At 48.3% G+C, this 12,827-nt stretch carries 9 protein-coding genes; 6 read left to right on the plus strand and 3 right to left on the minus strand.

Annotation, left to right across the window (positions count from 1 at the left end; genetic code table 11):
• Positions 1-9: 9 nt before the first annotated feature.
• A complete protein-coding gene (locus Q1A04_RS00255) occupies positions 10-1,299 on the plus strand; it encodes an acetyl-CoA hydrolase/transferase C-terminal domain-containing protein (protein ID WP_299699563.1) in 1,290 nt (429 codons plus the stop codon).
• Positions 1,300-1,360: 61 nt separating this feature from the next.
• Complete coding sequence (locus tag Q1A04_RS00260; RefSeq protein ID WP_299699566.1) at positions 1,361-2,200, plus strand: DUF1206 domain-containing protein; 840 nt, start codon at positions 1,361-1,363, stop codon at positions 2,198-2,200.
• A gap of 11 nt (positions 2,201-2,211) precedes the next feature.
• Here Q1A04_RS00260 and Q1A04_RS00265 read toward each other — a convergent pair whose 3' ends face one another.
• Positions 2,212-3,057, minus strand: a complete 846-nt coding sequence (locus Q1A04_RS00265; RefSeq protein WP_299699569.1) for a mechanosensitive ion channel family protein — start codon at positions 3,055-3,057, stop codon at positions 2,212-2,214.
• A gap of 230 nt (positions 3,058-3,287) precedes the next feature.
• Between Q1A04_RS00265 and Q1A04_RS00270 the strand changes: the two genes are divergently transcribed.
• Positions 3,288-4,646, plus strand: a complete 1,359-nt coding sequence (locus Q1A04_RS00270) for a sigma-54 dependent transcriptional regulator (protein WP_299699572.1) — start codon at positions 3,288-3,290, stop codon at positions 4,644-4,646.
• 77 nt (positions 4,647-4,723) lie between these two features.
• On the opposite strand, the gene Q1A04_RS00275 is transcribed toward Q1A04_RS00270, so the two are convergent.
• Positions 4,724-5,107 (minus strand): response regulator, encoded by a 384-nt coding sequence (locus Q1A04_RS00275; RefSeq protein ID WP_299699575.1) that lies wholly within the window; start codon positions 5,105-5,107, stop codon positions 4,724-4,726.
• A 447-nt stretch (positions 5,108-5,554) separates the two neighbouring features.
• Between Q1A04_RS00275 and Q1A04_RS00280 the strand changes: the two genes are divergently transcribed.
• The 3 genes from Q1A04_RS00280 to alr all read left to right on the plus strand — a co-directional run bounded on the left by Q1A04_RS00280 (position 5,555) and on the right by alr (position 11,984).
• Entirely contained in the window at positions 5,555-9,529 is a 3,975-nt protein-coding gene (locus tag Q1A04_RS00280) for a PAS domain S-box protein (RefSeq protein WP_299699578.1), read from the plus strand.
• A 126-nt stretch (positions 9,530-9,655) separates the two neighbouring features.
• Positions 9,656-10,843: an amidohydrolase gene (locus tag Q1A04_RS00285; protein ID WP_299699581.1), complete on the plus strand. Its 1,188-nt coding sequence runs from the start codon at positions 9,656-9,658 to the stop codon at positions 10,841-10,843.
• Positions 10,833-11,984 (plus strand): alanine racemase, encoded by a 1,152-nt coding sequence (gene alr, locus Q1A04_RS00290; RefSeq protein ID WP_299699584.1) that lies wholly within the window; start codon positions 10,833-10,835, stop codon positions 11,982-11,984. The genes Q1A04_RS00285 and alr overlap by 11 nt, the downstream gene beginning before the upstream one ends.
• On the opposite strand, the gene Q1A04_RS00295 is transcribed toward alr, so the two are convergent.
• Positions 11,974-12,822 (minus strand): ion transporter, encoded by an 849-nt coding sequence (locus tag Q1A04_RS00295; RefSeq protein ID WP_299699587.1) that lies wholly within the window; start codon positions 12,820-12,822, stop codon positions 11,974-11,976. The two genes, alr and Q1A04_RS00295, sit on opposite strands and share 11 nt — an antisense overlap.
• Positions 12,823-12,827 lie beyond the last annotated feature (5 nt).

Raw genomic sequence — 12,827 nt, forward strand, 5'->3', positions numbered from 1 at the left:
TCTGAGACAATGAATGATCCCCAATTGAAATACACAACAGCCGAGGATGCGCTTTCTGTCATTAAATCGGGCGACCGGGTATTTGTGCACGGCAGTGCCGCCACACCGCAGTACTTGGTACACAAACTGGCCGAACGTGCTGATGAATTGCGCAATGTTGAACTGGTGAGTATCTCCACATTCGGAGATATGCCCTGCGCCGAAGCGCGATGCAGCGACGCGTTTTACATCAACTCCCTGTTTGTGTCAGCCAATGTGCGGGAGGCCGTCAACAGCGGCCGCGGTGATTACGTGCCTATTTTCCTGAGTGAGATACCCAACCTTTTCCGCTCAGGCATCATGCCGTTGGATGTGGCCATTGTGCACGTATCGCCTCCGGACCGCCACGGTTTTTGTTCCTTGGGCGTGTCTGTTGACATTGCCCGGCAGGCCGTGATCAGCGCCAAGCACGTGATCGCGCAGGTGAATCCGCAGATGCCCCGCACACACGGCGACGCCCTGATCCATACCCGCCGTTTTGACGCGCTGGTGGAAGTGGATGAGGCCCTGCCTGAAGTGGACTACAGCCAGAAGATCACCTCTGTGGAAGAAACCATTGGAGGCTACATTGCCGAGTTGGTCGAAGACGGAGCCACTTTGCAAATGGGCATCGGTGGTATACCTGACGCGACGCTCAGGAGTCTTTCAAACCATAAAGGCTTGGGTATCCATACCGAAATGTTCTCGAATGGTATCCTACCACTAGTAGAAAAAGGCGTGATCACCAACGAGTTCAAGAAAAAGCACCCGGGCCGTATTGCGACTGGCTTCATCGTCGGTAACCGCCAGCTCTACGATTTTGTGGACGACAACCCGCTTATCACGATGCTTAGCTCCGATTACGTGAACGATGTGAGCATTATCCGCACCAACCCGAAAGTAACGGCCATCAACAGTGCTATTGAAATCGACCTGACCGGACAGGTTGTATCAGACTCCATTGGTACCTACCAGTTTTCAGGTATAGGCGGGCAGATGGACTTTATTCGGGGTGCTGCTCTGTCCAAAGGCGGGAAGCCGATCATTGCGCTACCTTCTGCCACTAATAAAGGGGTATCCCGCATCACGCCTTACATCAACCAAGGGGCGGGTGTTGTGACGACAAGGGCGCACGTGCATTATGTCGTGACTGAGTATGGTGTGGCCTATCTGTATGGCAAGAACCTGAGGCAAAGAGCAAAAGCCCTAATTGAAATTGCGCATCCCGACCACCGCGCCCGACTGGAGGAGGAGGCATACAAACGCTTCAAAAACTTATGATCAGGGTGCTAAACTTTAGATTCTGAAATGCGTGTATGGGAAAGATAAAAGAATACACCTTATGGATATTTCAATTGTTTCTTCCCATATGCCCTCCCCCCGTCCTGAATGGGTTGTCCGTTTTGCACGTATAGGCTTGATCGCCAAAGGCATTGTGTATTGTTTGGTGGGCGCTTTGGCTTTTATGGCCGCATTTGAACTGGGCGGTCGCAGCGAGCAGTCAGCTGGAAAGTCGGGTGTTTTCCGTTTTATAATGGAACAGCCCTATGGCAAGGTTTTATTGGCGCTGGTAGCTGCAGGTATGCTTTGCTATACCTTGTGGCGCTTCATTCAGGCCATACGCGACACGGAAGAAAAAGGCTCCGATGCCAAAGGCATAGGCAGGCGCATTGGCTATGCTTTCAGCGGAGCGGTATACGGAGCGCTAGCTTTTACGGCAGCACAGTTGGTCCTTGGCAATGGCGGCGGCTCTGGTTCCGACTCTCGCCAAACCTTAGCGCGCGAACTGCTCGCGCAGCCTTTTGGGCAGTGGCTATTGGGTGCCGTAGCCGTAGGTACCATGGCCATGGGACTGTATCAGTTCTACCGGGCCTATTCAGGAAAGTATATGAACAAAGTGCAGCAAGAGAAACTGGATCCAAAGGTGCGGCAATCGCTTGTGCGGGCGGGGCTTGTTGGGTATATTGCCCGTGGCTTTGTCTGGCTTATTATTGGCTACTTGCTGTTACGCGCCGCTGTTAACTCAAACTCTAGAGAGGCTGGTAGTAGCTCTCAGGCTTTTCAATTTTTGGAGGAAGCCTCCTATGGCTCCTATTTGCTGGGTGCGCTTGCCTTGGGACTTATCTGCTACGGCGTTTTTATGTTTGTGCGGGCCAAGTGTGAGGTAATCAGCACCAAGTGATAGCTTGTAAATTATTTGGGAGTTTGCAAAATGCCATGCTTCTGCAACGCTTTTTTCACACAATCCATTGCTTTGGTTTTTAGCACCAATGTCGTCATTTTGTAGTCGTAGGTATTCACCCAGATCAGCACACGCAGATTCATGGCCGTGGCTGTAAAGTCCTCTATTACCACGGCAGGCTTTTCCTCATGCAACACACCTTCCAAGTGTTCAATGTTGCTGATGATGATCTTCTTAACATCCTCAAAATCGTGCTGTAAGCCTACGTTCACAATAAACTCGATGCGCAAAAGCCCGTCTCGGGTGAAGTTGGTCACCACTTCTTTTAGCAAAATGGAATTAGGTATGTAAATATCCTTTCCGTCAAAGGTTTTCATCTGGGTGCTGCGTAAGTTCAGGGTCAGGATTTTGCCATGGAAATCGCGCACTTTCACGGTGTCATCTATGCTGAAAGGTCTGTTAAATGCGAGTATGATGCCCGCCAGAAAGTTCTCCGCAATATCCTTTAAGGCAAAACCCACCACAAAGGCTGACAGTCCCGCACCCGCTAGCAGACCGCTGGCTATACCTGTCAGGCCAACAAGCTGCAGCATAACCATCAAGCCTATCATGATCAGGCCGTATTTTACAATATTGGATATGAAAGTGACCAGCAAAGGGTCATCTACCCGGCGCCCAAGTCTGTTTTGCACCAGTAAACTCAGTTTGCCAGCCACATATACAAAAACGAGCAGGAGCAACAACGAGATGAAAAGCTCCGGCAAGACCATAACAATGCTATTATACAGATCAGTGAGTGAATCTCTGAAGGAGAGCGTGATTTGTTTGGTGTTTTCCGCAAACGTGGTTTCCTGCATGTGGTGATCTCTTTTTTTGAACAATACTTGTGTAGTGAACTAAAACTTCAGGAGTGTTTTAAGGTATAGGCGGGTCTTGTTGGGTAAAGTACTGAACCATGGCCAATTATAAATAAATTCTGAAATAGGCATAAAACAGTCCTACTAAACCAAATAAGGCCTGTAAACTGTTACAGGGATATAACTTTACTATTATATTTGGCTTATCTTACTAAATGCCCCACAACTAGATGACAAACGGCTCTTTTAAAATTTTTATTCTGGACGACGATGTGTGGTACAGCGAATTGCTAGAGTATCATCTGTCTCTCAACCCAGATTATGAAATTCAAAAGTTTCACTCTGCAAACGACTGTCTGTCAAATATGTACCAGCGCCCAAATGTGGTGACCTTGGACTATTCCCTGCCAGACAAAAACGGATCAGAGGTGCTGAAGCGCATCAAAGAACAGAGCCCCGATGTGCAGGTGGTTGTTATTTCAGGACAGGAGGATGTGGCCACAGCCGTAGACCTGCTAAAGCTAGGCGCCTACGACTATATTGTGAAAGACGAGGACACCCCTGAGCGTCTTTGGAACACCATCAATAAAATCCGCGAGAATGTGTCGCTTCGCGAGGAAATCAATCACCTGAGAGAAGAGATTGGTCAGAAGTACGACTTTGGCAAGGTGATCATCGGCAACAGCGACGCCATTAAGCGGGTGTTCACCTTGATGGACAAGGCTTCCAAAACCAACATTACCGTTTCAATTCACGGCGAAACGGGCACGGGTAAAGAGTTGGTTGCCAAAGCTATACATTATAACAGCCCTAAAAAGAAAGCCCCGTATGTGGCAGTGAACGTCGCTGCTATTCCGCGCGAACTCATAGAAAGCGAACTGTTCGGCCATGAGAAAGGCGCCTTTACCGGAGCGTTGGCCCGTCGGTTGGGTAAGTTTGAAGAGGCGAATAAAGGCACTATCTTTCTGGATGAGATTGGTGAACTGGATATTAGTCTGCAGGCCAAGTTGCTCCGTGTCTTGCAAGAGAAAGAGATTACCCGGATAGGCGGTAACGCGGTGGTACCGGTTGATGTCCGCATCATCGTGGCTACTCACAAAAATTTGGCCGAGGAGGTTAAGAAAGGCCGTTTCAGAGAGGACTTGTACTATCGGTTATTAGGCCTCCCAATACAGCTACCTCCCTTGCGAGACCGTGGAAGTGACATATTGGTGCTTGCGAAGTTCTTTATAGACAGTTTTGCAAAAGAGAACGGCTTGGGTCGTAAACACCTTTCTCCTGAGGCGCAGCAGAAGCTTCTCTCCTATTCTTTCCCGGGAAACGTGCGTGAACTCAAGGCGCTTGTTGAGCTGGCTGTTGTTCTCTCTGACGAAGAGACTATTAGCGAGCATGATATCAACTTCTCCGCCAGCCATACCGAAAAGGACTTTCTGGCCGAAGAGCGCAGCTTAAAGGAGTATACCACCGCCATTATTCAGCGTTTTCTAGATAGGTATGACTACAACGTACTGTTGGTGGCTGACAAACTTGACATTGGTAAATCGACGATTTACCGTATGATTCAAAGCCACGAATTGAACGTTAAATAAACTACCCTTCCGATCGAATCATGCTGTTAGGTCTATACTTGGCGGAGTGTTCGTTCCGTAACAGGTATAGAAGTGACTTAATTATTCAGCTCTTCTAATTTTTCGAAGGTGAGGGGCTTTTCGATAACACCCAGAACCAGTTCATGCTGCAGGCAGGCTGTTTTGTCCGTTTCGCTAATGGAGGAGGTTAGCACATAAACGATGGGGTGCCCGCCACCGGAGGGCAGTAGCCTGCTTACCTTATCAATAAATTGATGCCCATCCATGACGGGCATATTCAAGTCCAAGAAGATGTGCGATGGCATTGCTCCATTGCCTATGTCCTGTTGCAGGCAGGATATTGCCTCTTTTGCATCAGGTATACCTATGCTGATGCAGTTTGGAGCATAAAGTGACAAAACCAATTCCGTCAGGTATAGCGTCACCTCATCATCATCAATAATGTATACCTTTTTAAACATAGGAAGTACCCCTCTTTAGCTGCCGATAAAGTTGGAGTTATATTATGAATATTAAAATAGATTATGACTGATTTATTTATAAATATTCAAATCTAATGTTACGGAATTGACTTGTCAATTTATGAATAGTGCACATAGGAGGCATTACTGTAATGCTCTATGAGTTTACTGTTATGAAATAATCAATTTTAGGCGTGGCGGTTAAGCTGTTTTAGAAATATAACCCAACATGGATTGTGTTCCTATACACTATGTATGAATGAAATATTTGCCCTGCCAACATATAGCGATACTTTAAAAGGAGAAACAGCGAAATTGCCAGCTCATCTAAACGGAAAGAATTAACACTCAATATTTAAATTTAATATCACTGCCGATTGTTACTCCAATGAAAAGCGATAATTTGCGATTGAATCCGATCTTTTTCATGGAGGGTTTATTTGAAGCATGATGGATACTTTTAAGGAGCTGCAGCAACTGAGAGAAGAACTGGTGCGTGAGCGTGAAGCGAGACTTCAGGCCGAAAAAAAGGCTGAGGAGTTAGCTTGCAAACTCGATGCACACAAGTCGCATCAGCAGCATGTTGCTACTGAGCCTGTTTGGAACGTGATGCATATGGTACCCAGTATCATATACATCTACGATCTGGAGCAGGACAAGTGCATCTACCTCAACTCTTGTATTACCAAGATGCTGGGTTACACGCAAGAGGACCTGAATGCGATGAATGGGCACTTCTTTATGTCTGTCGTTCAGGAAAGTGACAAGCCTCTGCTCCTGCAGCATACCTCTGGTATGCTGACCGCCCAAGATGGCGATGTGCGTGAAATAACATACAGCGTACGCGCAAAAGACGGCTCTAATAAGATTCTGTTTTGCCGCGAAGCCGTTTTTAAGCGCAATGCCGCTGGAGAGGTTATACAGATCATAGGATCGGCTGAAGATGCCACTCGACTGCGTCAAAAGAATCAGGAGCTTGCCCGCCAGAAAGAATTTTATGAAGCCATCCTGAACCACCTGCCTTCGGATGTAGCCGTTTATGATGGCGATCTGCGCTATATTTTTGTAAATCCAGCTGCCGTGTCGGATCCACATTTGCGCGAGTGGATACTCCATAAGACGAATGAGGAATACTGCGCCTATCGCAATGTGCCACTTCACCGCATTGAGTCTCGCGGCAGACACCTGCGCCAGTCATTGGAAGAGCGTAAACAGGTAGCCTTTGAGGAAAGACTGGTCGATAAGAAGGGCAATGTCAGCTATCATCTCAGAAAGCTGAACCCCGTGTTAGATAGTGAAGGGAATGTACAGCTCATCATTGGACACGGCCTCAATATAACGGATCTTCACAATGCGCAGCAGGAAGTGAAGGAACGCGAAGCCAAGATCAGGGCTATCCTCGATGCTATACCTGACCTTATGTTCATCATCAATAAGGATGGTGTCTACCTGGAGAAGCATAATGACAACCAAGAGCACCTGCAAGGAGCCTCCAATGAAATCTTGGGAAGTACTGTTTTTGACACGCTTCCGCATCCGCTCAGCCAAACGGTATATGGTCTGATACAGAAAGTGCTTGCCAACGGGCAGATGGAAACTATAGACTATGAGTTAGACTTTCCGGATGGCACCCGTTATTATGAGGGGCGCTTTGTAAAATATAACCAAGAACAGGTGCTGGCTATTATCCGGGATGTTTCCGAAGAACGCAAGGTAGCGATAGAGGTTGAAGAGAAGAATGATTTCATACGTTTCGTGCTTGACACAAGTCCCACGCTGATTTTTGTGAAGGATGGGGCGGGTAATTTCAAGCTGGTTAATCAAGAGTGCGCCGCTTTATTCGGCTTGTCACCCGACGAGATGGTGGACAAGAACACACGTGACATCCATGCGGATCTGAGTGAAATCCAGCAATACGACAGTGTAGACCGTCTGGCGATTGAATCTGGAAATGAGGTACGCGTTCAGGAGAGCTTCACCTCGCCGGATGGCAGTGTGGAGTGGTTTAACACGATCAAGAAACGGCTTATCACCAAAAACGGTGAAGTGCATGTGCTTGGTATTTCTACCAATATAACAGAGCAGTATAATGCAAATAAGCGGCTTGAGGAAAGCGAGGAACTTCACCGCCTGCTTTCAGAAAACTCTAGAGATTTAGTTTGTCTCCACGATCCGGATGGCGTTTATTTATATATTTCCAATGCCTTGGAAGAAATGCTTGGGTATAGCGCGGATGAATTGGTCGGAACCTCTGCCTATGATATGCTGCATCCGGATGACGTGCAGAAAGTAAGGAATGCAATTAATGCCACTGCTCTCAGACGGAAGCAAAACACTACCGTGCAGCACCGTAAAAGACACCGTGATGGTTACTATATCTGGGTAGAGACCAATATTAAACTGATCACTGACAAGGATGGCAACGTGGTTAAAATGCAGTCATCGTCCCGCGATATTACCGAGCGCAGGTTGGCTGAAGACGCGCTTAAGAAAAGCGAGAAGAAGTACCGCGACCTCATCAAGTATAGCCAAGCCTATATGTGTACCCACGATATGCAAGGCATAATTCTGTCGGTTAACCCCTATCTGGTGGAAATGCTTGGATACAGTGAGAGTGAGATTGTGGGCAAAGAGCTTAAGCAGTTCTTCCCCCTCCTTCACCGCCAGTACTTCCCTGACTACCTGAAGCAGTTTGAAGATAAGACAGTAGTGGAAGGCGTATTGTGTGTGTTACGAAAAGACAAAGAGGAGCGCTACCTCAGTTACCAGAATTATAAAGTGCAGGAAGAAGGCCAAGAGCCTTACGTAATTGGTATCGCGCAAGATGTTACAGACCGTGTGCAAACGGAAAGGGAACTCAAAAAAGCGAAAGAGGCTGCTGAGGAATCGGCCCGCGTGAAAGAGAACTTCCTCGCCAATATGAGTCACGAGATCAGGACGCCTCTAAATGGCATACTGGGTATGGGCGGTCTGCTGTCCAAAACGCAGCTCGACGAAACGCAAAAGAACTACCTGAAAATCATTGGTCAGTCAGCAGACAACCTGCTGGTAGTTATCAATGATATTCTGGATGTTGCCAAGATCGAGGCTGGCAAATTGGAGTTGGAGTCAATACCCTTCAATATACATGAGGTGGCGCATGCGGCTTACCAAACCCTTAAATACAAAGCTGAGGAGAAAGATATCGCCCTACTGCTTGGCGAGCTGGTGCTTCCTCAGACTTTGCTGCAAGGAGACCCCTACCGCCTGAATCAGATTCTGCTGAACCTGCTCAATAACGCCGTTAAGTTCACAGAGGAAGGAAGTGTGACGCTAAGCGCCAAAACCTTAGAAGAAACAGCCACTACGCTAACAATTGAGTTTACTGTGGCAGATACAGGTATAGGGGTCCCAAAAGACAAGAAGCACGTGATTTTTGAAGGCTTCACCCAAGCCTATTCCAGTATAACCCGCAAGTATGGCGGAACGGGCCTAGGTCTGAGCATCTGTAAAAACCTAGTGGAACGGCAAGGCGGCGACATATGGGTGGAGGATAATCCGGCTGGTGGAAGTATTTTCCGCTTTATGCTGACATACCCTAAAAGCGAGATAGATAAGCTGCCTGAGACCAAGACAACGCATGTGGACTACAATAGCCTAAGAGCGACACGCGTACTGCTGGCCGAGGATAATGAAGTGAATATATTCTTGGCCCAAGCTATTATGGAAGAGTGGGGTTTCCAGTTGGATGTGGCAGTGAACGGCCTTGAAGCCGTGGAACTGGTGCGGCAGCATGAGTACGACATCATCCTGATGGACATACAGATGCCGGAAATGAGCGGAATTGACGCCACGCTCCATATCAGAGCAATGGAAGACGAAAGCAAGTCGGGCATTCCGATTATCGCCCTTACTGCAAACGCTTTGAAGGGTGATGCGGAGAAATACCTGAGTGCGGGTATGAACGATTATCTCTCTAAGCCTTTTGAGTCTGAAACGCTGTATGCTAAGATCGCCGCCTTGGTTCCTGAAAGAAAAGTAGCAGTCATAGCACACGAACCATTGCCATCTGAGCAGTTGAGTGATGCTGTCGGTTTTTCAGAGCCGCTTTACAGCATGGAGGTTATCCGGAAAATGTCGCACAACAACGAAGCATTTATGAATAGAGCCCGTCAGCTCTTCGCAGACACGGTTCCCAAAACTGTGCAGGATATGCAGGCAGCGGCGGATAGACAGGACTGGAAGACTGTAAGTGCCTTGGCTCATAAAGTGAAATCAACCATCGATACGATGAAGATTGACTCCTTAAAGGAAACGGTGCGTTTCGTGGAGAGTAACGCGAAGCAGGAAACAAACTTAAGCGAGGTGCAGCAGGGCGTTCAGGAGTTGGCGCGCGTGTTAACGCGGGTAGTTGACGAGATAAGTACTGAAATTACCTCCTGACGAGTCTATAATCTGATAAACAAAGCCCGTTTCGGTTACCAGAAAGGTACACGGAACGGGCTTTTTGACAACTTGCTAGGGTCTCAGTCTCGTAATGCTTAATTTAAGGCTTACCGAATTAGAAACATGCCCTCAACCCAAATATCCCCCAGTATCCAAGATATTGATCAGATAATAGCACTACGTCATTTGTTGCACCAGCACCCTGAGCTATCAGGCAACGAGTATGAAACGAGCCATACCCTGCGGCAATTTTTGCAACGATACGAGCCGGATCAGGTAATCACAGATTTGGGAGGCGCAGGGTTTGCCGCTGTTTTCAACGGATCTGACAGTAAGGGGCCTACAGTCCTTTTCAGAGCTGAACTGGACGCCCTGCCCATCGTGGAGCAAAATGAACTGGCCTATACCTCCATTCGCAAAGGCGTGAGCCACAAGTGCGGGCACGATGGCCACATGGCTATACTGCTGGGAGTAGCCAATCTGCTGCGAAAACACCCCCTCCACACCGGACGGGTTATACTGCTTTTTCAACCGGCCGAGGAAAACGGTGCCGGAGCGTGGGCAGTGCTGCAGGAATCCCGCTTTCAGGACTTGCAGCCTGATTTTGTTTTTGCGCTGCACAACATGCCCGGGCTGCCTCTTAAGCAAGTGCTCGTTCGAGAACAGACCTTCGCGGCCGCCTCTGTGGGTTTGAAAGTTGGGCTATATGGCAAGGAGTCGCATGCGGCTGAACCAGAGAATGGTCAGAATCCGGGAGAAGGTATGAGTGAATTGATACAGGCGCTAAATGCCATCGCACGAGATCAGACCCCCTTCTCAGATTTAAGCCTATTGACGATAGTGCACGCTCGCCTTGGAGAGATGGCCTTCGGGACAAACCCCGGTTTTGCCACGGTCATGGCCACTTTGCGGGCCTTTGAGCAGGAAGATCTTAACAAATTAAAAGAACTTGCCATAGAATCAGTTAAACTGGTTTCATCAAAGTATAACTTGAGGCATGATTTAGAGTGGGTGGAAGAATTTCCGGCAACGGTAAACGCTCCAGAAGCGATTGAGTATATAAAGCATGCGGCAACAGGTATGGGTTTGGATATAAAACAAGCCGAACAACCTGTGCGCTGGTCTGAGGACTTTGGTCACTTGACCAACAGGTATACCGGCGCCCTGCTTGGACTCGGTGCCGGAAAAGACCAGCCCCAGCTGCACCACGCCGACTATGATTTTCCGGATGAACTTATACCTGTAGGAGCCGCCCTTTTTTATCGTATTGCCCTCACCATCATGCAAGACAAATCACCTCATGTTTTATAGTTCCTATATCGAGATAAGCCAATCAGCCTTAGCACATAACATCAATTTCCTTAAATCACAGCTTCGACCGGGCACCCAGTTCTCTTCCGTGATAAAAGGCAATGCCTACGGGCATGGAATTGAGGAGTTTGGCCGCTTGGCTTATACCTGCGGGGTGCGTCATTTTTCGGTTTTCAGTGCCGACGAGGCCTATCGTTTGCAGCAGGTCCTCCCCCACACGGCCACTATCCTGATTATGGGCTACATTGACGAGGAGGAGCTCGAATGGGCCATTGCCCATGATATTGAGTTCTATGTTTTTTCCTTGGCAAGGCTTGAGCAGGCCGCTGCTGCCGCCAAATCACTTCAAAAACCTGCCCGCATACACCTCGATCTGGAAACCGGCATGAACCGAATTGGTTTGGGAGGTGATGAGATTGAAAAAGCAGCCGACTTCATTTGTAAAAATGAGGCGCTGTTGAATGTAGTCGGGGCCTGTACTCACTATGCAGGAGCGGAAAGCAGCGAGAACCATGAGCGGGTAATTAGCCAACTTGCGAAGTTCAGGTCAAGCGTAAGTTTTCTGCAAAGCAAAGGTATACAGATCAAGACACTCCACACCGCCTGCTCGGCTGCCGTCATGGCCTATCCTGAAACGCACTTAGATATGGTGCGCGTGGGCATTATGCAGTATGGCTTCTGGCCGAGTCCTGAGATATACCAGCGCTACATGGGCATCAGTACCGACCGCACCGACCCGCTCCGGCGACTCATCAACTGGAAAAGCCACATTATGAGTTTGAAACAGGTACAGGCAGGTGAGTTTATAGGATATGGGCAAAGCTTTCAGACAGCGCATGAAATGCTCATCGCCTCCATTCCGGTGGGATACGCATGGGGCTATAGCCGCACCCTGAGCAACCAAGGGCAAGTGCTGATACGCGGACATCGGGCGCCCGTAGTGGGCATCGTGAACATGAACGTACTGATGGTAGATGTGACCGCTATACCTGAGGTGGCACTGAAAGATGAGGTGGTGCTGCTGGGGCGACAGGGAAATGAGAATATCACAGTGGCATCCTTTTCCGAACTCACTACGCAGCTGAACTATGAACTGCTCACGCGTTTGCCGCTGAACATTCCGAGACGCATTATTGAGTAATTTCCGACTGATGCACATTCATCGGGTGCAGCTCATAACCGCAGTTATCGCAAAAGTTAGCTGAAGGAGTATGTCCCTCTTTGTGGCAGTTCGGACAAACACGGGTCGAGGTGCTCAAACGCTCCGCGTTGGCTAGCTCCACAGACACGATACCTGTTGGTACGGCGATAATACCGTAACCCGTTATCATGAGGCAGCTGGCTAGAAACTGCCCCAAGGGCGTTACTGGTGTTATATCGCCAAAGCCCACTGTCGTTAGCGTCACAATGGCCCAGTAAATGCTCTTGGGAATGCTCGTATAGCCACTTGCTCTGCCCTCTATCACATACATCAGGGCACCCACTACCACTACCATCATCATAACCACAGAGAGAAATACCGTGATTTTTGTCATGCTGGCTTTTAGCGCTTTCGACAGTACATGCCCTTCGTTTACGAAACTGGTAAGTCTAAAAACACGGGCGATACGCAACAGACGGAATACCCGAATAACAAGCAGGTACTGCGATCCTACAAAAAAGAGGCTTAGGTAAGTGGGTATGATAGCCAGAAAATCAATGATGCCGAAAAAGGAAAATATGTAGTTGAATGGCCGACTTGAGCTGTATATGCGCAGAAAATACTCTATCGTAAACAGAATCGTGAAAGCCCATTCCATTGCCTGAAATATATGCAGGTAGTCCCGGCGAAAGGCTACCACGCTCTCCAAGGATACCACTAGCACACTGGCTACGATCAGCATCAGCAACATGATGTCGAAAGCCTTTCCCGCAGGCGTTTCCGCCTCGAAAATAATGGTATAGAGCTTGCGTCTTAAAGAGTCTTTATGCTCGGCCATTTAGT

It is taken from the genome of uncultured Pontibacter sp. (assembly GCF_947499215.1).
Classification (GTDB): domain Bacteria; phylum Bacteroidota; class Bacteroidia; order Cytophagales; family Hymenobacteraceae; genus Pontibacter.

Coding starts and splice junctions, on each gene's coding strand:
- Q1A04_RS00255 (WP_299699563.1), top strand. CDS start 10: ATGAATGATCCCCAATTGAAATACACAACAGCCGAGGATGCGCTTTCT.
- Q1A04_RS00260 (WP_299699566.1), top strand. CDS start 1,361: ATGGATATTTCAATTGTTTCTTCCCATATGCCCTCCCCCCGTCCTGAA.
- Q1A04_RS00265 (WP_299699569.1), bottom strand. CDS start 3,057: ATGCAGGAAACCACGTTTGCGGAAAACACCAAACAAATCACGCTCTCC.
- Q1A04_RS00270 (WP_299699572.1), top strand. CDS start 3,288: ATGACAAACGGCTCTTTTAAAATTTTTATTCTGGACGACGATGTGTGG.
- Q1A04_RS00275 (WP_299699575.1), bottom strand. CDS start 5,107: ATGTTTAAAAAGGTATACATTATTGATGATGATGAGGTGACGCTATAC.
- Q1A04_RS00280 (WP_299699578.1), top strand. CDS start 5,555: ATGATGGATACTTTTAAGGAGCTGCAGCAACTGAGAGAAGAACTGGTG.
- Q1A04_RS00285 (WP_299699581.1), top strand. CDS start 9,656: ATGCCCTCAACCCAAATATCCCCCAGTATCCAAGATATTGATCAGATA.
- alr (WP_299699584.1), top strand. CDS start 10,833: ATGTTTTATAGTTCCTATATCGAGATAAGCCAATCAGCCTTAGCACAT.
- Q1A04_RS00295 (WP_299699587.1), bottom strand. CDS start 12,822: ATGGCCGAGCATAAAGACTCTTTAAGACGCAAGCTCTATACCATTATT.